Here is a 22,297-nt window from a genome sequence, read left to right as displayed (position 1 = left end):
TCCTAGGGAGAGTTCGGGTGCATCTCACTTGGGCAAATATGTTTGTAGGGGCGAAGCATGACCGCAGTCAATATGAGATTATAACTAATAACTTATATGCGGTCATGCTTCGCCCTCTTCAAAAGTGAGATGCACCCGGAGAGTTCAGCCTATAATCTATACGAGAAAAGAGTCGAGCGCGGCAAAAGCAGACCTTCCCAATATTGTATTTATTTGTACCGAATTACTCTGCCAGCGCTGTCAAATCCGGGCATATTATGCTGGTATTAAAATTTTACTGTTGCCATCAAACCATCTCCAAAGTATTGAGTCATTAGATTTTTATTAAACATTAAAACTCTCAAATACACCATTAACCATAATGTCCGAATCCTTAGAAAATTATAGACATGAAGACTATGACTTGTTGTTATCTCTAAGAGAGAGGCAATTAAAGACACTGTTTGAAACAACTCTAGATGCGATCGTCATCTCTGATAGCCAAGGGCATTACCTCGATGTCAACCCCGCCGCCTGTGAATTATTTGGGGTAGAGAGAGAGCAACTGCTGGGACGCTCCATCATGGAGTTTACGGAACCCGACTTTGATTTCCAAGCAGCATGGGAGCAATTTCAGCAACAAGAAAAAATGCGGGGTGAGTTGAGCTTAGTGCGGGCTGATGGGCAACTCCGCGTAGTGGAATACGCCACGAAGGCAAACTTTTTACCCCATCGCCATCTGTCAGTAATGCGAGATATTACCGAACGCAAACGGCTAGAGATACAAGTCCAAGAACTCAAAGATCAACTCCAACAAGCCCACAATCAACTACGGGAGGCGGGGATTGAGCCTGTTAGTCTCCCTGCTCCTCTCGATGATTATCGCCTCAAGCAAATTGCCCGTCACATCCCCGGTTTTATTTATCAGTTTTGTCTCCGGCCTGATGGAACTACTCATTTACTCTACGCCAGCGATGGGATGCCAGATATTTATGGCGTTTCCCGAGAAGAAGTAGGCGATAATGCGACTCAACTTTTTAAGTTTGTCCATGCTGATGATGTCGTTCGCGTCAATCAATCCATTATTGAATCCGCCGAAAACCTCACACCTTGGTATTGCGAACATCGAGTTTGTTTGCCTAGTGGCAAATTGCTGTGGTTGCTCGGTCATTCTACACCCCAGCAAGAATCAGATGGCAGTATAAATTGGTATGGCTATATTCAAAACATCACAGCAATTAAAGCCGCAGAAATCGCCCTGCGCCAAAGTGAAAATAAATTCCGCAGCATCATTGAAAATGTCAACGATCTGGTTTATATCATCAATGCAGATGCTACTTTCAGCTATGTCAATCCCCAATTCAAAGAAGTGACGGGATATGAGTTAGCAGAATTGCTAGACAAATCTTTTACTGTTTTAATTGACGCCGAAGATTTATTGAGGTGTCAGACTGCTTTGCATCGCTGTCTCCAAGGCGAACAAGTGCGGGGGCTTGAATATCGAGCTTTACATCACGATGGCAAATATTACTGGCACTCCTCAAATATCTCAGCTCTAAAAGATGAAAACGGGCAAATTATTGGCTGTTTGGGAATAGCGCGTGACATCCACCATACAAAACAAGCACAAATTGTTTTAGAAGAAAGTAATAGTCGCTGGCAGTTAGCCATAGAAGCAGCCGGAGATGGCACTTGGGATTGGAACATCAAAACAAATGAAGTGATTCTTTCTCGGCAGTGGAAAGCGATGCTGGGCTACGCAGAAGACGAAATCACCAATAGTTTAGAAGAGTGGAAGATTCGGGTGCATCCCGATGATATATCCCAATGCTATGAAGATATTGCTCAACACCTGAATGGTGAAAATATTTATCGCAACGAACATCGCCTGCGCTGTCAAGATGGTACTTATAAATGGATTTTAGCTCGCGGTCAGGTGACTGATTGGGACAACAATGGTCAACCTTTGCGGTTTATGGGCACTAATTGCGATATTAGCGATCGCAAAACCGCCGAATTAGAACTAGAGCAGTTTTTTAGCGTTGCTCTCGATATGCTCTGCATTGCCGATGTCAGCGGTCACTTTCGCCGCCTGAATCGTTCTTGGGAAAACAGTCTCGGCTACAGCATTCAAGAATTAGAAGGTCAAGTATTTCTAGATTTTGTTCATCCCGACGACATCGCCTCAACCTTAGAGGTGATGTCTGATTTGGGGGAACAGAAAACAATTCCTGAATTCATTAATCGCTATCGTGCCAAAGATGGCAGTTATCGATATATTGAATGGCGTGCCGCTCCTTGTGGAGATTTGATTTATGCAGCAGCACGGGATATTACCGATCGCAAAACCGCCGAAATAGAGTTAGCCGCCTCTCAAGAAGAATTAATGGCACTATTTAACGCCATCCAGGATGTGATTATTGTCCTGAATTCAGAGGGACGCTATCTAAAAGTAGCTCCCAGTTCTGAACCCATATTGTACAAACCTGCCGAGGAACTTTTAGGCAAAACTCTCCACGAAATTATGCCTCAAAATATGGCAGATAGTTTCCTCGAAACGATTCACCAAGCCATCATTAACCAATCGATGATCCAGATCGAATACTCATTACCCATAGGCGATAGTTTAAGCTGGTTTAATGCTAGTATTTCTCCCATGTCAGAAGATCGAGTGGTTTGGCTAGCAAGAGATATCACCGCTCGCAAACGTCAAGAACAAGCTCTCCGCTTAATAGTCGAAGGTACGGCGGCGAAAACAGGCGAAGAATTCTTCAAAAGTTGCGTCCAATATCTGGCGGAAGTATTAGAAGTTCGTTATGCTTTTATCGCCGAATTTGCTGACAAACAAAAAACTATTATGAGAACGACAGCATTTTGGGCGGGAGACCAATTTGCCAGTAACTTTACTTACAATTTAATCGATACACCCTGTCAAAATACTAACGATTGCATTCAAGTATATCGATACACACAAGATGTCCAGTTATTCTTCCCTGACAATCAGAATTTAGCCGCCCTCCAAGCTGAGAGCTATGCTGGTTTGCGGATTGTAGATGCTGCTGGCAATCATTTGGGAATAATCGCTATTTTCGACACTAAACCGATGCTCAAAGATTTAGAAATGCAGTCAGACATTTTAAGAATATTTGCCACCCGCACGGGTGCAGAAATAGAGCGGATCGAGGCAGAAGCAGCAGTACGCCAATCCGAAATTCAACTGCGGCTGCAATCTGAAGAATTAGCAGCCACCCTGAAAAAATTGCAAAACACTCAAACTAAATTAATCCAAGCTGAAAAAATGTCTAGCTTGGGGCAGTTGGTAGCGGGAATTGCCCATGAAATCAATAACCCCGTAAGTTTTATTTATGGGAATATTCAACCAGCCAGTGATTATGCCAGTGACTTGATTGAGCTAATTCATCTTTACCAAGTTCATTATCCTAGTCCACCCCAAGAGATTTCTTATTTTACTGAAAATATTGACATAGAGTATCTAGTAAGTGATTTTTATAAGTTGCTGAAATCGATGAAAACAGGAGCCACACGCATCAGTGATATTGTTAAGTCTCTGCGGACATTTTCGCGCTTGGATGAAGCAGAATTTAAAGAAATAGATATTCACGAAAATATCGAGAGTACCTTAGTTATTCTACAAAATAGATTGAACGGTCGGGCGGGAAAACCAGAGGTCTATCTCACCAAGAATTATGCCGACTTACCTAATGTTAAATGTTATGGTGGTTTATTGAATCAGGTGTTTATGAATTTGTTAGTCAATGCTATTGATGCGATCGAACAACAGCGATCGAGCCTCGACCCTAGGGAAAAATTAGATTATCTTGGTAGAATTGTGATTACCACTTCTCTCACTTCTGAAAATCAGGTGGCGATCTCGATTCAGGATAATGGTTGCGGGATGAGTTTTCAAGTTCAAGAAAAAATATTTAATCCATTTTTTACAACTAAACCTGTGGGTCAAGGTACGGGTATGGGTTTAGCAACTAGCTATCAAATTGTAACGGAAAATCATGGGGGTCATTTGCAGTGTTTTTCTAATCCGGGAGAGGGGGCTGAGTTTACGATTACTTTGTCAATCAACGGATTGATGTAAAAATTTGGTCATTAGAGGTAGGGTGCGTCGCTATGAATAATTCTCGCTATAAATGAGGATTAAGAGAGCGACGCACCTTACATTCATAACGGGATGAATAACTAGGACTTGCTATCCTATCATGTCGCAATACGGTTTACTAGACAAGATTGCAAAAATAGTTAGGAACGGGCTCTCCGGCCCGTTCCACAAAAATATTTTTTCCTGTGAAACGGGCCGAAGAACCCGTTCAAAAAGTTGGTCAAAAAGACTTTTGCAATCTTGTCTAGTAAACCGTATTAGACAAGATTTCAAAAATACCTGGGATGGGCATCTTGCCCGTCCCACAAAAAGTTTTTTCTTTTGTGGGATGGGCCGGAGAGCCCGTCCCAGAATTTGATTAAAAGGACTTTTGCACGATATCTATCGTGAGGATTTTAGTCCTGGAATGGATGCGGACTAAAGTCCTCACTACGAACCTTTTTTCTTGTGTTATGGCGGGTGTAATATGACTATTGCAGTGGCAAAAATACTGTCATCACTTCGCCCTTTTCTGGGCGCTGGCGAATTACTAATTTGCCGCCAGCAGCGCGAAATAAGTTCTTAGTTACGCTCAAATTTAAGCTCAAACTTCCTGTCTCTGGCTGTACCATGAGCAAAGGCCCGATCGATCGCAAAGGAGCATTGGCCGATTTTCCAAAAGTCGCTTCGCCATTACCTTCAGATAAGTGCTCCGATTCCAACTGCAACTTTAACTGACTCCCGGCCAAAGTCACCTCTACCTGAATGCGACTCCCCGATCGCAAAGTTCGAGTAAAATTCTCAATTAAATTAGTTAAAACCTGATCCAACATTGTCGGATCGCTGACTACCGCGGGCAATTTTTGCGGCACAATAACTTCTAAAGTGTGGTTGCGCTGAATGGCTTGTTTTTGCCAGCGGGGAATGCTATTTTGCAGCACTTCGCCCAGGGATATTGCTGTTAGCTGCACTCCCGAATTTTTGGCTTGGGACATTTCCATTTCCACGGCGCGGAAAATTAAACCGAAGCGATCGATCTGAGTGGTGCACTCAGCATCGATGGTTTCCAAGCGCTTCACCACCACTGGATCGAGTTTGGGGCGTTTCAGCAACAATCGAGTCAGGGTGCGGATGGTGGCCAAAGGAGTGCGGACTTCGTGGGCGATCGCCTGTAACAACTCCACCTCTTTAGTCGCGTAAGGAATTGCAGACTTGCACTTGATATTTTGCCGCCCTTTCAAACTATCATCAACTCTTTCATCTTTTACTCTGCCTGCTTCTTCTTTCGCAACAGGTAAATTATTTAACAACAACCGAGTGAACAGCGTGACTGTTTGATAGTTGGGTTCAACAGGCAAAAACTGCTGGAATAGCGCATCTAATTTATAAGTAGAATTAGGAGTTAATTTGTGAGATTGCAAATTGAATCCACCCTCAGAATTAGCCAGCAAACATTCAGTTTCAGTGACGCGGCGCCGCAAAACTTCCCAAGCTTTGGCGACTACTTGCGGGTCGAAAGAAAAGAGAAAAGCCGGAATTCCCGCCGCATTTTCACCTAAAACCATCACGAGACTAAAACTAGCAGTTAAAACTACACAAAACTGTTCGTTTGCTAAAGGATCGCCGATCGCCAAAGCCAGCGCAGGCGCAGCAGCAGGCGCAGATATTTGCTCATCGGCAGCCGGCAGCAAAGCTAAAGTTTGTCTAGCACGAAATGACCACAAAGCTGCATCGTTATCGGGAATGCTGGTAAAGATCCAATTAGCAAAGCCCGAAGCTACAGCGGGCTCTGTCAAAACCGAAGACGGGCCCGACAAAACCAATCCCTGACAGGAATTAGGATTTGGGGAGACACAGTGTTTTTGCTGGGCGAGCATTTGATTCAAAGTCGCGATCGCCCCGTACCATTCCTGTTCAGCTTTGGGCCTTTGGGCCCCCCGACTTCCAGGACACTTGGGGCGACTGTTTTCGCGCGCCAACCTCGCGTCAAAGGGACTGAGGTCATTTTCTAGGGCCTCGGAGGCTAAAATTTCGCTGATAGTCGGTAAAAAGTAAGTATTCACAGTAGTTATAAACCCACCTTCAGATAGATGAAGGATGAAGTATTTATGTATAGCAATGCTCAGGAGTCAGGATTCAAGCACCAACAGGATCGCAAAATCCCGCCTAATTTCTTGCGCCTTGCTCATACCTCACAGGATATCCACATTTGTCAACTATCGATATTGGCAGAACCGAACAAATAAGTCGCAATCTCCGCGCTTCGGGCGATATTTTCCACAAGGGTAGCCCGATCGCCCTGGCAAAAGTGCAAAATGGATGCAGTTAACACCGTGCTTTGCTTATGCCCACCTCGATCGCCGACTCAAAAAATCTGCTGTCAGACTTAATGGCACGCTACCGCAACCAAGTAGATTATCTAGCAATTCGACTCGAAGAAGCCGAAGGAACCGACATCCTGCTGCGGGGCGAAAAAATTGAAACCCTCAGCGAAGGAGTCTCAATCGGAGGCCAAGTCCGAGCTTGTCACAAAGGCGGCTGGGGCTTTGCCAGTTTTAACCGACTTTCCACCCTCGCCGAAAGAATCGAAGAAGCCATCGCCGCAGCCAAACTGATCGGCGAAGAAGAAACGATTCTCGCGCCTGTCACCCCAGTACAGGACATTTGCTTCCTGCCCCTGACAGGAACAGATCCCCGTCTGGTTCCCCTAATTGACAAAAAGCAATTGTGCGATCGCTACGCAGCCATTTTGCGTAGCATAGACCCCCGCATTGCCACCATCTCCGTGCGCTACGGCGACAGCACCCAGCGCATCATCCTCGCCACCTCCGAAGGCACCATGCTCGAACAAGGCTGGGCAGACATGGAAATGCGGTTTGCCGCCACAGCCCGCAGCGGGGAAACCGTACAAACCGGCCGCGAAACCACCGGTTCGCGGAAAGCTTACGAAGATTTAACCGAACTTGAAACCCAAGTTCGCAGCGCCGCCCAGCGTGCCGTAGATTCCCTAGCCTTGCCCCCCGTCCAAGGCAACACTTACACCGTCGTCATCGACCCCATACTCAGCGGATTGTTCGTTCACGAAGCCTTCGGACATCTCTCCGAAGCAGACATGGCTTACGAAAATCCCGATATTTTGGAAATTATGACTCTCGGCCGCCAGTTCGGCCCGAAAAATTTGCAAATTTTTGACGGTGCGGCGCCACAGGGACACCGCGGCAGCTATTTCTACGACGATGAAGGCACTCCGGCGACTACGACTCAGTTAATTAAAGACGGGGCTTTAGTCGGGCGCCTGCACTCGCGGGAAACTGCGGGGAAGTTGGGAGAAACGCCTACGGGGAATGCTCGCTGTTTAAATTATCACTATCCGCCGATCGTCCGCATGACGAATACTTGGATCGAACGGGGCGATACACCAGTTGCGGATTTATTTTCTGGTATCAAAGAAGGAGTTTACGCGCGCAATTGGCAAGGCGGCATGACTAACGGCGAAATGTTTACTTTCAGTGCTGGCGAAGCTTGGATGATCCGCGATGGCAAACTCGACAATCCGGTGCGGGATGTGACTCTTTCGGGTAATGTTTTCAGCACTTTAGCGGATATTGAGGCGATCGGCGACGATTTCTACTGGGATGAATCCGGCGGCTGCGGCAAGGGAGGACAAAGCGGTTTACCCGTGGGCTGCGGCGGCCCGAGTTTGCGGATTCGGGATGTCGTGGTGGGCGGGGAAGCTGCGGAAGATTAAAGCTTCCACATCTTGAGAGTTATTGCATAAATCTGCGTTGAGGAGCGATCGGCAAACCGCTCCTTAATGCAGGTGCCTTTCCACTTCGGGCGATCGAATCCTTGTGATGAAAGTCTATTAAAAATCAAGGTAAAGCGCCAGATTCCTACTCGCGACTCTTCACCTTGATTTTTTTTACTGTCAAATTCTACATGGGGACGGTAGCGGATGTAAAATTAGTGCGATCGTTCCGAATGCAAGTTTTCGGTTAATTGCGGCAATTGGCGAAAATAAAAAACAGGTTAAACTCTGAAACCGGATTGATCGAGGTGGGCGATGGTGTCACGCCAGCTTCAGGGCGCCATCAACCGGGCTTCTGGGGGCGATGGGTGGCTGGAAGTCTCGGCGAGAACAGCCAGGAGAAGGCGAGGAGGTACAGCCTTTTGAATCGGTTTCGCGCTCTTTAGCTAATAGCATTTGTTGCAAGTTATCGAACTGATGTTCTGTCATGGAAATATTTTCTAGTTTTTCAGGAAGAACCAGAGCGCTAACGAATAGCGCAATCAAATAAATAAACTTCACGGGAGTATACATTCTATTTTTCCTCTCGATCTTTCTAGTTAACGATGAAAACTAACCCAGAACGCCCCAGACCAAATTACCGTTAACCTTTAGTTAGAAACTGCTCGAATTACTAAGGTTTCCAGCGATAAACCAAAGCAAACACACTCAAAATTAATGACTCAGTATGTTTCGCTTCTTTTGGTAAAATGTCCATTTTTGTGGTTATCTTCCGCTACCTCGTTCTGGTGGTGCCACATCTTTATCGCTATCTGCGTAGAATTTTTGAGTGTTGGCTGCGGCGGTTACAATTTCGGGAGCAGAGTTGTTGTGAGAGAAAAAAGTCGATCGAGCTTCAGAGTTTTGAGCCTTAACTGCAATGCCGCTCAGTAACAGGCTTGACATCAAAATAGAAGAGTAGAGGCGCATCATAAAATTCCGTGTCGTATTTTCCACTTCTTGATACGCAGCCTCGATTGTGAGATCCGGCTAAAAAAATAGAATTGTCGCAAAATCTTCAATTAGTAATTGACGGCACCGCAATTTTTTTGATTTGTCGTCATAAGGGGGTAAAACCCCTCAAATTTCTCGCTTTGACGCTGGTAAGTTCGAGTTTCCTCCTGTACAGCCGACAACAGCACAATTTAACCCTTGAATCGTCTTTAAACGCTCTTCTAACCAGCAAAGGAAAACCGCAAATTATAAATTTTTAATGTTCTTCAGATTAACTTCATAATTTATTGATATAGCCGCGCCAGCCTCGGATTGAAGACAAAACAGCAGAGTATTAGGTGCGCCGTCAGTCGAAATCCGCAGGTTGAAAAAAAATCAGGTTCACAAATGCCCAAAGGATTGTTGTGCTGTGTTTTTGAATTTACAGTCAATGTATGTTTCGTCAACAAAGCGGTGCCGCGCGGGGCGGTTAGAGTTCAGGGAATTGTCACATAAGTAGGTAGGCGCGCCTCACTCGCCCTACAAAAACAAACACTGAGTTTTTAATCAATACTGCGGAGTCAATCTTAAATCTCACATCAGGAATCAACTCAGTTGCGCGTTTACCTGTTGAAACAGTGAGTCGAGGGTTGACGAGTTGTCCAACACAACATCAGCTTGTTGGCACTTTTGAGCTAGCGGGATTTGGGCGTTAATTCTGGCATTAGCTCGATCGTAACTCAAGCCGTCTCGCTGCATCAACCGTTGTAACTGCACCGAGGGCGAAGAGTACACCACCCAAATTTCGGTACACAAGTCCGTCATGTTAGCTTCAAACAGCAGCGGTACTACCAAAACCACAGTCAATGTGTCATTCTTGGCGCCCAAAACGGTTTTTTTTGCAATAACGCTTTGTTTTTCTTGAGTTTTTGTACTTAAGCTTTGTGTGTTTTGGGATACATGACTGAATGCAGCAATACTGTTTTGAGTTTCCTCAACAAATCGGCGCCGTACATAAGGGTGAATCTGTTGTTCCAACCACTGGCGCTCGGCTGGGTTACAAAAAATAATATTTCCCAACTCGGGTCGATTTAAATTGCCATCGGGCAGCAAAATAAAGGCGCCGTATCGTTCTACAATAGAGTCCAGTATTGGCGAACCTGGGTGCACAGCTTCGCGGGCGTAGATATCGGCATCTAAAATCGGAAATTTACAGGTATCTGCCAGATAATTAGATATAGCGGTTTTTCCGGTGGCGATGCCCCCTGTTAAACCGATGGCGCGAACAGTTCGATCTGTCATAATTTTCTCTGTTTAAACGGAACTATGTAGAGACACTTACTGTCAGTATTTGCTATGTTGGTGACACAATCAAAATTAGACTTTAAATTCAAAATTAGCGATCGAGAGCTAGCGTTAGGAAGTGTCAGCATTGGGGTGCGATCGACTCTTTTTTACTTAAAACCTCCATTTTCAACTCGAATCAAGGTCTAGATCGAGGCAAACATATGAAAACTCAACGTGCTGTGCGCTCAATTCTGGCAGCAATACCCATTGCCGGATTTTTGATATTAGATTTTTCGCCCCACCTCCTGTTTTTGAAAGCCAACAGCAGCGGATGGCTAGTTGTGGCAATTTCTCCTCAACCCCAAATTGCAGCAGCACAATCATCTATTGTTCCAGCACCAGACGGCACGGGAACCGCGATCGCCCCGGGCGCAGCTCGCTACGACATTCAAGGCGGCACAGGTTCCAGAGATGGAGCAAATCTGTTTCACAGTTTTACTAGGTTTAATCTGAATTCTGGCGAAACTGCCAATTTCCTCTCCAACCCAAACATTAAAAATATCCTCGGCCGCGTTGTCGGCGGCGACGCTTCCTTAATTAACGGTTTAATTCAAGTTAGCGGCGGCAATTCTAACTTGTACCTGATGAACCCCGCAGGGATTATTTTCGGTGCCAATGCCAGACTAGACGTTTCCGGGTCTTTTTTTGCTACCACAGCTACGGGTATCGGTTTTGACAACCACTGGTTTAACGGTACGGGGGCTAACGACTACGCGGCACTCGTCGGAGGGCCGAATGTTTTTGCTTTTGGGGCACAGTCAGGGAGTATTGTCAATGCGGGTGACTTGGCTGTGGGAACCGGGCAAAATTTGACTTTGCTCGCCGGGACGGTAATCAGTACCGGGAAACTTGAAGCGAACGGCGGTCAAATTACGGTGGCGGCCGTTCCGGGGGGAAATCTGGTGCGCTTCAGTCAAAACGGACTTTTGCTGAATTTAGAAGTTGCTCCGGCTGCGGGAGTGTCCGGTGCTGCGGCTATTCCCTTTTCTCCCCAGAGTTTGCCTCGGTTGCTATCGGGGCCTGGGGTGGCTGAGGCTACTGGTATAACTACGAACGATCGCGGTGAAGTTGTACTCACAGGCAATCAAACAGTGCCTGTAGGTGCAGGAACTGCCCTGATATCGGGTACTGTAAGTGTTTCTGCCAAGGGGGGTGCAGGAGGTAGTGCGAACGTGTTGGGCGACCGAGTAGGGCTGTTGGGAGCGAGGATTGAGGCGGACGGGCCGGCTGGTGGCGGTACGGTGCGGATCGGGGGAGATTACCGAGGCCAGGGTACGGTGCCTAATGCCAGGATGACTTATGTGGATGGCAAAAGTTCGATCGCAGCCAACGCCACGCACTCAGGTAACGGCGGCAGAGTTTTTGTCTGGGCGGACAACACCACATCATTTTTGGGCAGGATCAGCGCGACGGGCTTTTCGACAACGGCCAGCAGCGGGGGTACGGGCGGGTTTGTGGAAGTTTCCGGCAAGCAAAGATTGATTTTTAACGGTACTGTCGATACCTCCGGGACAAACGGTTTGGGGACTTTGCTGCTCGATCCGGAAAATATTTTAATTACAGATTCCCAAGAAGCTGCGGGGGATGCGACTGTTATTGCTAACAGCAATATTTTGGCAACCGGAACGCCATCTGGACAGCAGCAAAACAATTCTGAGCCTTCGCTGACAATTTCAAGAAGAGCTTTGGAAAGTTTGTCTGGAACTGCAAATGTGGTTCTCGAAGCGCTCAACGATATCAAAATTGCCGATCTGGCAGACAATAAGTTGAGTTTTGCAGCAACCACTGGCTCGGTAACATTGAGAGCAGATGCCGATCGCAGCGGTGTCGGCGTTTTTTCGATGAATGCTAGAGATACAATTAGCACTCGCGGAGGCGCGATCGCTATTTCTGGAAGTCAAATAACGGCTGGTAATTTGTCGAGCAACGGCGGAAATATTAGTTTGATTAGTCCGGGAACAACCGTTGCAGGCAATGTTTCTGCATCGAATCCCAGCACCGGCAACAGCGGGAATATTTTGCTCGAAGGCCTCAACGTCACCGCCCAAAAAATTGAGGCCAGCGGCTCTAAATCGGCAGCAACTGTAACTTTGAGTGCTCGGAGCATTCTAGGAGTTAATTCGATCGCCGGAGGCTCGGGAAATATTACCTTGACGGGTAATGAAATTAATTTGAAAGGCGACAAAAATTCCGTCAGCGGTACGGGATTTTTGGTACTGCAACCTTGGAACCCTGCTCAAAATATTGCGATCGGCGGTACGGGAACACTTGGGACTAATATCTATCTGAATCTGACAGCAAACAACCTCGAAACTTTGCAAAATGGATTTGCTGGAATTACGATCGGGCGCAGCAACGGTAGCGGTTCGATTTTGATTGCTAACGATGTCACATTTTATGACCCGCTGATTATTCAATCACCGACGGGTTTGGGAACAATTACTACTAGAAATTCTCTCACAGGTGCAGATAATGCCTCAATTACTCTGAAAGCTGACGGTAATATTGCCACGGGAAATATCACTACCAACAATCAAGAAATTCGCATCAATAGCACTACTGGTAATGTCACCACCAATCAGCTACGCACGGCTTCTAACCGCACCATCAGCACTTCAGTCAATTCTTCCCCAGTTGTGCGCTCTCGGGCGGGTGATATTAGCGTTACCGCTGAGGGTACGGTGACGGTAGGGGCGATCGACACCAAGGGCGATCGCGGGGGCAACGTCACCCTGACTGGGACTGCCGGAGTCACCGCGGGGGCGATCCAAGCTGGAGGCTCCGAAACAGGCGGAAATATTACTCTGACGGGTAACGAAATTGACTTGACGGGCGGCAGGAATTCGATCGCCAGCAACGGCAATCTGGTGCTGCAACCGGCAACTCCGTCTCAGAATATTACCTTGGCCGGTGCGGATGTAACTGAGGCTTTGGACTTGACTGCCGCGGAATTGAACTCGCTGCAAAACGGGTTTGCTTCGATCGCGATCGGGCGTGCGGATGGCAGCGGCTCGATCGCGATCGCTCCGGCGGCAACCCGAGGGCAAAATGCGACGGCAGCCCCGGCGGTGACTTTTCAAGATCCGACGACGATTCGATCGCCCGAGAGCACTGGTGCGATCGTGGGAACAGGTGCGATCGTGGGAATTGATAACGCCAGCATCGCTCTGCTGGGCGGTAGTGTGGCTGTTGGGGACGTTACCTCGACGGCGGGGATTAACATCACTAGCAGTCTGGGTAACGTCTCTGTCGGTACGGTTTCATCTCGATCGGCTTCCGGGGCGGCGGGCGATATCAACATCCGCAGCGCCGGTTCGGTAGCAGCGGGCAACGTCAATGCTTTTGGCGGCAGAAGCGGCGGAGATATCTCGATCGCGGCGCCGGGCCAGATCGTGGCAGGAGTGATCAATTCCGGTTCGCAGTCGGGAAGTGCCGGTTCGAGCAAGATTACCGGGCAGAAAGATGTTGAAGTTGTTTCGATCAAAGCTAATGGCAATACCGGCGGCGATGTGGCAATCCAGGCTGGGGGCTTGTTTCGGGCTGCCGGAACCGGAACGGCTGCCGAACGCGCCTCTAGCGTCAGCATTTCTACAGACGGACAGGTGCGATCGGGTTCTCTGACTCTGCTACAAAGCGCCTGCCAGTCGGGAAACTGCGCTACCAGCAGTGTTGCGACGGGAAACTCGAAATCTAACTCTACCACCACAACTTCGGCGCCGCTGCTGGGCCTGCCGATTCCAACACCCACTACCACCACCGTGACACTAAAAACTACGGGCAATTCTCCACAAATTGTCACTGAGACCCCCGCAGTGTCTGCGCCTAAGAGCAGTACCGCAAATGTCGCTTCAGAAGCTGCTGCTGCGACTGTTGAGGCGCCCTCGAACGCCACTACTACCGGGTTGGTGTTGGGGTCGCCGTCGGTGTTAAAAGACAATCTGGGCGCTCCAGCGGCGACAGAAAACGGCAGCACTGCCACAATTGCACAGAAGCCAGGAAGTGCTAGCAATGCAGAAACTATCGGCAATAATATCAGGGTTCCTGAGATTTCTCGATCGAGCGCGATCGGGCAAATAAGTCCGATCGACGCGGTGCAGAAAAGAGAAAAAATTCAGGGCCAGGAATTTGAACGTTACTTTGGCAGCAGTCTGGTTCAAAAGTCAATCACGCCGCAAACGATCCGAGATACTCTCAGCAGCGTCAGTCGCTTGACTGGGGTTAAACCGGCGATCGTTTACGTGTGGGCGAAAGAGAATCATTTAGAACTTGTGTTGTTATTGCCAGATGGCAAAAATGTGTTTAAAAGCGTGTCGGCAAGCCGCGAGACGGTGCTGCAAGTTGCTAAAGAATTCACTAATGCTGTCAGAACTCCTAGAAGATTGACTGCTGATGATTACAAGGAACCTGCCCGGGAACTTTACCAGTGGTTGATTGCACCGCTGCAACCAGAATTGGAGGCTAACAAGATTGATACCTTGGTGTTTTCGATGGATGCGGGTTTGCGAACTTTGCCTTTGGCTGCTCTTTTTGATGGCAAACAGTTTTTGGTAGAAAAGTATAGTTTGGGGTTGATTCCCAGTTTGAGTTTGACTGATACTCGCTATGCTGATGTTAAGGGTTCGGAAGTTTTGGCGATGGGTGCGTCGAATTTTCCGGCAAAATACGATCAAAATCCTTTGCCTGCTGTGCCGCTGGAAATATCAACAATTGTGGACAAGATTTGGCCTGGTTCGTCTTTTCTCAACGAAGCTTTTACCTTGGCAAATTTGAAGGACAAACGCAATCAACCCCAATACAAAATTATTCACTTAGCTACTCATGGCGATTTTCAGCCTGGTGGTGCCGAAAATTCTTACATTCAGTTTTGGGATACTAAGTTGCGGTTGAATCAGTTGAGTGAGTTGAAGTTATCTAACCCGCAGGTGGAGTTGTTGGTTTTGAGTGCGTGTACTACGGCGGTGGGAGACGAACAGGCAGAGTTGGGGTTTGCGGGATTGGCGGTACACGCTGGGGTAAAATCGGCTTTGGCGAGTTTGTGGTATGTGTCAGATGCTGGTACTTTGGGGCTGATGACTGAGTTTTACCAGCAGTTGCGCGAGGCGCCGATTAAGGCTGAAGCTTTGCGCCTCGCTCAGTTGGCGATGTTGCGCGGGGAAGTGCGGTTGCAGGATGGTTATTTGGTACGATCAGGCAATAATCAAGCTCTGCCTTTGCCGCCGGAGTTGGCCGCCAGGGGCGATCGTAATTTGTCGCATCCTTATTATTGGGCTGCTTTTACCATGATTGGTTCGCCTTGGTAATTCTGAAGGAAGAAGGAAGATGGAAGAAGGAAGAAGGAAGAGGGAAGAGGGAAAAGAGGGCTCGGAGTGCGATCGGCAAAACAGACTAATGACTAATACCTCAGGTTCGTAGTAAGGACTTTAGTCCTCAGAAAAGAGAGGACTAAAGTCCTTACTACGAACCAATTTGATTGTGGTCGTTGATTTGGGATATGATAAGACTAATGACTAATTGCTAGCAGCTATTTGACTCAGGCGTTTGAGGATGCGGAGTACATCATAAAGTTCGTTACCGGGGTTGCGAGTGAGATACCCCTTAGATGTGCTATATCGCGGTGATTCTCCGTTGACTAATTTGACAAAGATGAAACTGCCGCCTGTAGCGATCGCGCCGTAACTCGGGCGATCGCGATTGGGGTTTGCTAGCATATAAGCTAAGATTTGCGCCAGCCCCGCTTCCATGGAAAACGAAACTCGTTTCGATTCGATTACCATCAGCCACAACTGCTCTTTTAAAACTAAAGTGTCGAGACTGCCTTTGATGATTGCGCCTTCATCTTCTGCGGAAATTTCCACAGATTTTTCCGGTTTAATGTAAAATGGGTGCAGGTAAAACTCGCCAGCAAATAACAGCGGAGAGACGATCGACAAACTGATGGTTTTTTCCAGCATCGGCGGATACTCAAGCAAGTTGAAGTAACCCGCCTTAATCTGATCTAGCTGTCGTTTCTGAAAATCGGTGATTTCGGGTAACTCGTCTTGCCATTCTCGAAAAAACTGGTCGTCTGTGACAAGTTGCAGGTTAAAAAGTGTTTTTAATTCGGCTAATGTGACGTTTTTAGCTTGAATTGTTTGAACCATAATTGACGATATTTGATTTTATCAATACTTACAATTATCTCAGATTTATCAACAACTAAATAGGTTCGTAGTGAGGACTTTAGTCCGCATTAAGAAGGACTGAAGTCCTCACTACGAACCGAAGATAGTCTAAGTTATTCAGTGGCAACTTGTAGATTGAAAAGTGTTTTTAATTCTGCTAATGTGGCGTTTTTAGCTTGAATCGTTTGAACCATAATTGGCGATAGTTAATTTTATGAACACTTACAATTATCTCAGATTTATCAACAACTAAATAGGTTCGTAGTGAGGACTTTAGTCCGCATTAAGAAGGACTGAAGTCCTCACTACGAACCGAAGATAGTCTAAGTTATTCAGTGGCAACTTGTAGATTAAAAAGTGTTTTTAATTCTGCTAATGTGACGTTTTTAGCTTGAATTGTTTGAACCATAATTGGCGATAGTTAATTTTATCAATACTTACAATTATCTCAGATTTATCAACAACTAAATAGGTTCGTAGTGAGGACTTTAGTCCGCATTAAGAAGGACTGAAGTCCTCACTACGAACCGAAGATAGTCTAAGTTATTCAGTGGCAACTTGTAGATTAAAAAGTGTTTTTAATTCTGCTAATGTGACGTTTTTAGCTTGAATTGTTTGAACCATAATTGGCGATAGTTAATTTTATCAATACTTACAATTATCTCAGATTTATCAACAACTAAATAGGTTCGTAGTGAGGACTTTAGTCCGCATTAAGAAGGACTGAAGTCCTCACTACGAACCGAAGATAGTCTAAGTTATTCAGTGGCAACTTGTAGATTAAAAAGTGTTTTTAATTCTGCTAATGTGACGTTTTTAGCTTGAATCGTTTGAACCATAATTGGCGATAGTTAATTTTATGAACACTTACAATTATCTCAAATTTATCAACAACTAAATAGGTTCGTAGTGAGGACTTTAGTCCGCATTAAGAAGGACTGAAGTCCTGACTACGAACCGAAGATAGTCTAAGTTATTCAGTGGCAACTTGTAGATTGAAAAGTGTTTTTAATTCGGCTAATGTGGCGTTTTTAGCTTGAATCGTTTGAACCATAATTGGCGATAGTTAATTTTATGAACACTTACAATTATCTCAAATTTATCAACAACTAAATAGGTTCGTAGTGAGGACTTTAGTCCGCATTAAGAAGGACTGAAGTCCTGACTACGAACCGAAGATAGTCTAAGTTATTCAGTGGCAACTTGTAGATTGAAAAGTGTTTTTAATTCTGCTAATGTGGCGTTTTTAGCTTGAATCGTTTGAACCATAATTGGCGATAGTTAATTTTATGAACACTTACAATTATCTCAGATTTATCAACAACTAAATAGGTTCGTAGTGAGGACTTTAGTCCGCATTAAGAAGGACTGAAGTCCTCACTACGAACCTAAGATTGTCTAAGTTATAATTAATTTATGCTAATTCCAAATTTTTTGCAAATTCAGAACAAACCCCGGCAAAACGTTTTCCCCGGAAAGTGTGAGAGGAGATTGTAAAACTTCGACTGCTTGAGCGGGGCGATAAATTTCAATTTCTCGTTTTTTGCGATTAATCAGCCAACCCAAACGGCAGCCATTTTCTATATATTCTTGCATTTTTTCCTGAGTCTTTTTCAAGCTGTCGGTCGGGGAGAGAATTTCCACAGCAAAATCGGGACAGAGGGGAATGAATTTTTCTCTTTGTTGAGGTGTCAAAGCTTCCCAGCGGGATTTTTCTACCCAAGACGCATCGGGAGAGCGATCGGCTTTATTGGGAAGAGTAAATCCTGTGGAGGAATCAAAGGCTTCACCGAGTTCGGTTTGTTCGTTCCAAAGTCCAATCTGTAAGTTGAATTTTGAGTTGCTTTTCCCTGTTTCTCCTCCGGTTGGTGGCATGACGATTAATTCTCCGTTGGCGTTGCGTTCTAGTTTCAATTCAGGGTGTTCTTCACACAGTTGATAAAACTGTTCGGAAGTTATTTGAATAATGGAATTGAGATTTAATGTGATAGCAGTCATTGTTATTTACCTGCTGTGGGTGGGAACTTGAGTAAGAATTTATAATGAATTATACATTTTAAATTCTTACTCAAGATTTATAATTTTACTGCAATGTTTTGATGCGGTTGAGGGCGTCTTGATAGGCGCTGGTTCTGCCACCTTGCTTGTACAGTTCTGCTGCTTTTTGAAAGTCGGCAATTGCTTTGGGTTTGTCTTCTGTCGCTAGGTAAGCTAAGGCTCGGTTGTAGTAGGCGTCGGCGAAACCGGGATTGGCTGCGATCGCCTGCGTGTATGCTTGAATGGCCGTGGAACCGCGGGTGGGGTCGGGAATGAGGGAGATTAGCGTGCGGGCATTACCGATATTGAAATGCAATTCTGGGGTGTTCTTGGGCTTGAAAGCCAGTGCTTTGTTGAAATCGGCGATCGCCTCCCAAGCATCTCCTCGATCTAAGCGAGAAAGTCCTCGAAAATAATAGGATTGGGCGTCTTGCGGATTGGCGGTGGATACCGGGCCGACTGTTGGGGGAGTATTGTCTACTTTCAACTCGGATTTGTTCATTCCCGCCGCCACTAGCTTCGCGATAAATGTGTTGATCGGAACTGCTGCGTTAAAGCCGGTTTTAATCGGGGCGACTTCGCCGGAACTGGTTTGAGCGAAACCGAATTCCCCTTGTCCGTGCAAGCCGATGACTCGGCCTTCGGAGTCGAACACTGGCCCGCCGCTCATCCCGCTCCAAGTTACTGCTTGATACCGCAAATTGTAACCTTCCGGGCGGTTGCGCGGGCGGCTGGTAACGAGTCCGGGAGACAGTTCTGGTTCTCGTTCGGCGCCGAAAAGTCCGCCGGTAGCGGGATAGCCGTAAACGAAGATTTGAGTGCCGATGACGGCAAGATCGGAATCGGCGATCGTCGCCACTGGATATTCTTCGGGACTTTCAAATTTGACTACGGCTAAATCGGCGTCTGTTGTGGCTGCTTGCAAGCGGGTGACTGCGGTGGCTTGATAGTTTTTGCCGATCGACGTGCGAACGGTGTATTTCACGTCTGCTTTTTCTACAACGTGATTGACTGTTAAAACTGTGTAAGTTTTGCCGTTTTTGGCAATAATTACCCCAGAACCGTCTCCTAGGGAACTGTTAATTTGTACTGTCAGCGGCCCGGCAATACTGGCGATTTGTTGGGGAGTTTTGGCGATCGCGGGTTGGCTGATGACTATGGTTAAGGCTGCGGTGGTTCCTGCTAGCAAGGTGGCGAGGGTGTCGAAACGAGAAAAATTTCTATTCATGGTATGGGTAATTTGTAGTTGGGTAGCGGGGGTTAGCTGCTAGTCGAGGTTTGTGTTTAGTTTGATTAGTGTTTTGACGCTTGGGGCGATCGGCTTTGTTGTTTAATGATAATTTTACTCGCTATTTTGTTCCGCGATTCCCTGTGTCCCCATTCAGTTGTAAGGTGCGTCAGGCTGGCGATCGCACAGGGGAATGCCGTTTCCCTAAAGATCCTTGCCTAGGATATGCATCCTACTTATTAAAACGCAACAATGCCTGACTCCAACTCGGTGCTTAGTTCTTCTTTAGTCATCGTTCCCCGTGCGACTTGCATGACTAAATCATCAGCTCGATCGTCCGTCAAATTCAGAGTCCAGCCATTCAAACGCAAAAAGGTATCTGCTACGGCAAAAGCGGTTCTATTATTGCCGTCAATAAAAGGATGATTCATTGCTAGGTGATAGAGATAGGCGGCAGCTTGTTCGCTAATTGTTGGATGCAAAAGTTGACAGCCAAAAGTTGCTTGAGGTTGAGCTAAAGCTGATTCTAATAATCCTTCATCTCTGACACCCGAAGTACCACCAAAACTAGAAATTTGGTCTTCATGAAGTTCCAGCACTTCATCTATGGAGATAAATCTAGGAGTTTGCAAGGCGACGGTAAACCTCCTCTCGTTCTTTTTTAGATGCTAAGTAAGCATTCCAAACATCACTCTTCTCTGATTTTACAGGATCTTTTGCTTTGATTTCTAGTAGAACCTCAAGCATTTCTTTCAGGATGGGTTCTGGCAATTGGTCGATTTCTTGCAGAAGTTGTTCTTTTACGCTCATATTTTTTTCTAATTATTTTACAACCACTTTACAACTTATATCATGTCCGGTCGATTGACCGCAACAAGTAAGGTTTGTAGTGCGGACTTCAGTCCGCTTGCTTGGCTACGGACTAAAGTCCGCACTACGAACCGTTTTTGTTTCGCTGGGCGAACACCTCCGCAGACTGAAGATTAGATTTACAAATTTTGATGTTTTGTTGCCCATTGGACGATCGCCTCAGTCAATCCATCTAAGGTGTATTCTGTGGCTTCTACGTCTAACTTACCCAATAAACTCTGACAGCTTTTGGAGGTTTCCGGGCCGATGGAGGCGATGCAAACGCTTTGCAGCCAATCCTGAGATAAGGAAAATTCGGGAGTTGTTTTGATCAAGTGGCAAAAGTTATGTACGGTTTTGGAACTGGCAAAAGTGATGATATCTACGGCTTGATTCTGGAGTGCGGCTAGGGCGATCGGAGCGATGGTTTCGGGACAGCAAGATTGGTAAGCTGGTACTTCGATTACTTGCGCTCCTTTCGCGGTGAATTCTTTAACTAAAACTTCTCTACCGCCACTTTCTACTCTGGGAAATAGGATTTTGCAGTTTTGCAAATTGTCTGGAAAGTTTTCGACTAGGGAATCGGCGACAAAGTTGGGGGGAATAAAGTCTGGTTGTAGCGAGTGCGATCGCAAACTCTCTGCGGTTTTTTTCCCGACTACTGCGATTTTAATGCCAAACAAGCTGCGCGCGTCTTTGCCTTTGGCTTGCAATCGTTGAAAAAAACAGTCTACGGCGTTGTGGGAAGTGAGAATTAACCAGTGAAAACTTGCCATTTGGGCGATCGCACTATCCAACGCTTCCCAACTCGAAGGCTCACCAATTACCAAGGCTGGCATTTCGATCGCGCGGGCACCTAGTTGCTGGAGTCGATCGCTAAATTGACCAGACTGGGAAGCCGCGCGGGTGACTAAAATCGTTTTTCCGGCTAAAGGCTGGCTGTCGTTAGCAGTGGCTGGTGTATTGCTCATGTTTGTGCTTTCTGGCTGGATTAAAAATTCGCGCAATCTAACTACTTCTCCAATGACGATGACGCAAGGCGATAGAGATTCACCTATTGTTTGCTGTACAATATCGGAGAGGGTGCCGATCCAAATTTGCTGTTCGGGGCGGCCGCAATCTCGGATAATGGCGATCGCAGTTTCGGGCGATCGTCCGTATTTTTGTAATTGCCAGACTATCTCGTTTAAATTGCGTCCTCCCATCAAGATTACCAAAGTTTCTATCCGCACTAAAGCTTCCCATTCCAGCGCGTCCGGTTCGTGGGCGCTCATCACCGCAAAACAGCGGCTCATCACCGGATCTGTGAGGGGAATTCCTGCTAATAAAGGTGCAGCAAATGCTGACGAGATTCCGGGTATTAGTTCAAACTCGCAGCCCGCTGTAATCAACGCTTGAATTTCGGAACTCGATCGACCAAAAATAAACGGATCGCCGCTTTTGAGCCGTACAACTTGTTTACCAAGCTTGCAGTGTTCTACCAGCAAGCGGTTAATTTCTTGCTGCTGGGTGGAAGGTTTGCCGCCGCGTTTCCCAACTTCGATTTTCCGACAAGTTGCTGGGATTAATTCGAGTTGCGGGATGTCGATGAGTGCGTCGTAGATTAAGACTTCGGCTTGGGATAGCAGTTTTTGCGATCGCACTGTCATCAAGTTACAATCTCCGGGCCCCGCTCCGACTAGATAAACTTTTCCTTTTGGGTTTTGCATATTTGCTCCTCGATAGTATAGTTTTATGAATATTGGGGTGTGGTGGCGCACCCTAGCTTAGCCTATAATTTAATCAGACTTTTCCAGCAGCCTGTCGGGGCGGGTTTACCCATCCACCTCAATCGTGCAAACAGGTTAAATAAACCCGCCACAACT

Annotated in this window: 14 protein-coding genes; 4 read left to right on the top strand and 10 right to left on the bottom strand. The window is 46.4% G+C overall.

The genetic code is table 11. The features are described 5' to 3' along the window. Positions 1-361: 361 nt before the first annotated feature. Positions 362-4,090, top strand: coding sequence for a PAS domain S-box protein (locus tag QZW47_RS09130; RefSeq protein ID WP_293126301.1), 3,729 nt, complete (start codon positions 362-364; stop codon positions 4,088-4,090). A 491-nt stretch (positions 4,091-4,581) separates the two neighbouring features. Here the strand turns inward: QZW47_RS09130 and QZW47_RS09125 are convergent, their stop codons facing one another. Then, the gene (locus tag QZW47_RS09125) at positions 4,582-6,153 is read right to left on the bottom strand and encodes a HAMP domain-containing sensor histidine kinase (protein ID WP_293126299.1); all 1,572 of its coding nucleotides are present in this window, start codon (positions 6,151-6,153) and stop codon (positions 4,582-4,584) included. 281 nt (positions 6,154-6,434) lie between these two features. Between QZW47_RS09125 and QZW47_RS09120 the strand changes: the two genes are divergently transcribed. After that, on the top strand, positions 6,435-7,838 hold the full coding sequence (locus QZW47_RS09120) for a TldD/PmbA family protein (RefSeq protein ID WP_293126297.1): 1,404 nt from the start codon (positions 6,435-6,437) through the stop codon (positions 7,836-7,838). 321 nt (positions 7,839-8,159) lie between these two features. Here the strand turns inward: QZW47_RS09120 and QZW47_RS09115 are convergent, their stop codons facing one another. From QZW47_RS09115 to coaE, 3 genes are all read right to left on the bottom strand, one after another. Further along, on the bottom strand, positions 8,160-8,411 hold the full coding sequence (locus tag QZW47_RS09115) for a hypothetical protein (protein ID WP_293126296.1): 252 nt from the start codon (positions 8,409-8,411) through the stop codon (positions 8,160-8,162). 192 nt (positions 8,412-8,603) lie between these two features. Continuing rightward, complete coding sequence (locus tag QZW47_RS09110; RefSeq protein ID WP_293126294.1) at positions 8,604-8,810, bottom strand: hypothetical protein; 207 nt, start codon at positions 8,808-8,810, stop codon at positions 8,604-8,606. Between the two features lie 606 nt (positions 8,811-9,416). Then, the gene (gene coaE / locus QZW47_RS09105; RefSeq protein ID WP_293126292.1) at positions 9,417-10,112 is read right to left on the bottom strand and encodes a dephospho-CoA kinase; all 696 of its coding nucleotides are present in this window, start codon (positions 10,110-10,112) and stop codon (positions 9,417-9,419) included. 206 nt (positions 10,113-10,318) lie between these two features. Here coaE and QZW47_RS09100 point away from each other — a divergent pair, with 206 nt between their 5' ends. After that, complete coding sequence (locus QZW47_RS09100; protein WP_293126290.1) at positions 10,319-15,457, top strand: CHAT domain-containing protein; 5,139 nt, start codon at positions 10,319-10,321, stop codon at positions 15,455-15,457. Then, complete coding sequence (locus tag QZW47_RS09095; RefSeq protein WP_293126288.1) at positions 15,441-15,569, top strand: hypothetical protein; 129 nt, start codon at positions 15,441-15,443, stop codon at positions 15,567-15,569. The genes QZW47_RS09100 and QZW47_RS09095 overlap by 17 nt, the downstream gene beginning before the upstream one ends. A 95-nt stretch (positions 15,570-15,664) precedes the next feature. On the opposite strand, the gene QZW47_RS09090 is transcribed toward QZW47_RS09095, so the two are convergent. From QZW47_RS09090 to cobA, 6 genes are all read right to left on the bottom strand, one after another. After that, positions 15,665-16,297 (bottom strand): restriction endonuclease subunit R, encoded by a 633-nt coding sequence (locus QZW47_RS09090; protein ID WP_293126286.1) that lies wholly within the window; start codon positions 16,295-16,297, stop codon positions 15,665-15,667. A gap of 1,440 nt (positions 16,298-17,737) precedes the next feature. Continuing rightward, positions 17,738-18,316, bottom strand: coding sequence for a Uma2 family endonuclease (locus tag QZW47_RS09085; protein WP_293126284.1), 579 nt, complete (start codon positions 18,314-18,316; stop codon positions 17,738-17,740). Positions 18,317-18,401: 85 nt separating this feature from the next. Then, positions 18,402-19,583, bottom strand: coding sequence for a tetratricopeptide repeat-containing serine protease family protein (locus QZW47_RS09080; RefSeq protein ID WP_293126282.1), 1,182 nt, complete (start codon positions 19,581-19,583; stop codon positions 18,402-18,404). A 239-nt stretch (positions 19,584-19,822) separates the two neighbouring features. Then, the gene (locus QZW47_RS09075) at positions 19,823-20,215 is read right to left on the bottom strand and encodes a type II toxin-antitoxin system death-on-curing family toxin (RefSeq protein WP_293126280.1); all 393 of its coding nucleotides are present in this window, start codon (positions 20,213-20,215) and stop codon (positions 19,823-19,825) included. Further along, on the bottom strand, positions 20,202-20,393 hold the full coding sequence (locus tag QZW47_RS09070; RefSeq protein ID WP_293126278.1) for a DUF2281 domain-containing protein: 192 nt from the start codon (positions 20,391-20,393) through the stop codon (positions 20,202-20,204). Before QZW47_RS09070 ends, QZW47_RS09075 begins: the two co-directional genes overlap by 14 nt. A 179-nt stretch (positions 20,394-20,572) precedes the next feature. After that, positions 20,573-22,141 carry a uroporphyrinogen-III C-methyltransferase gene (gene cobA / locus QZW47_RS09065; RefSeq protein ID WP_293126276.1) on the bottom strand — a complete coding sequence of 523 codons (1,569 nt, stop codon included), beginning with the start codon at positions 22,139-22,141 and terminating at the stop codon, positions 20,573-20,575. Between the last annotated feature and the right edge of the window lie 156 nt (positions 22,142-22,297).

It is taken from the genome of Microcoleus sp. bin38.metabat.b11b12b14.051 (assembly GCF_013299165.1).
GTDB lineage: Bacteria > Cyanobacteriota > Cyanobacteriia > Cyanobacteriales > Microcoleaceae > Microcoleus.
This window is presented reverse-complemented; position numbering and strand designations above follow the sequence as displayed.

Excerpts from the sequence above, each read along its gene's own strand:
- QZW47_RS09130 (WP_293126301.1), top strand. The coding sequence starts at position 362 with ATGTCCGAATCCTTAGAAAATTATAGACATGAAGACTATGACTTGTTG.
- QZW47_RS09120 (WP_293126297.1), top strand. The coding sequence starts at position 6,435 with ATGCCCACCTCGATCGCCGACTCAAAAAATCTGCTGTCAGACTTAATG.
- QZW47_RS09115 (WP_293126296.1), bottom strand. The coding sequence starts at position 8,411 with ATGTATACTCCCGTGAAGTTTATTTATTTGATTGCGCTATTCGTTAGC.
- QZW47_RS09110 (WP_293126294.1), bottom strand. The coding sequence starts at position 8,810 with ATGATGCGCCTCTACTCTTCTATTTTGATGTCAAGCCTGTTACTGAGC.
- coaE (WP_293126292.1), bottom strand. The coding sequence starts at position 10,112 with ATGACAGATCGAACTGTTCGCGCCATCGGTTTAACAGGGGGCATCGCC.
- QZW47_RS09100 (WP_293126290.1), top strand. The coding sequence starts at position 10,319 with ATGAAAACTCAACGTGCTGTGCGCTCAATTCTGGCAGCAATACCCATT.
- QZW47_RS09090 (WP_293126286.1), bottom strand. The coding sequence starts at position 16,297 with ATGGTTCAAACAATTCAAGCTAAAAACGTCACATTAGCCGAATTAAAA.
- QZW47_RS09085 (WP_293126284.1), bottom strand. The coding sequence starts at position 18,316 with ATGACTGCTATCACATTAAATCTCAATTCCATTATTCAAATAACTTCC.
- QZW47_RS09080 (WP_293126282.1), bottom strand. The coding sequence starts at position 19,583 with ATGAATAGAAATTTTTCTCGTTTCGACACCCTCGCCACCTTGCTAGCA.
- QZW47_RS09070 (WP_293126278.1), bottom strand. The coding sequence starts at position 20,393 with ATGAGCGTAAAAGAACAACTTCTGCAAGAAATCGACCAATTGCCAGAA.
- cobA (WP_293126276.1), bottom strand. The coding sequence starts at position 22,141 with ATGCAAAACCCAAAAGGAAAAGTTTATCTAGTCGGAGCGGGGCCCGGA.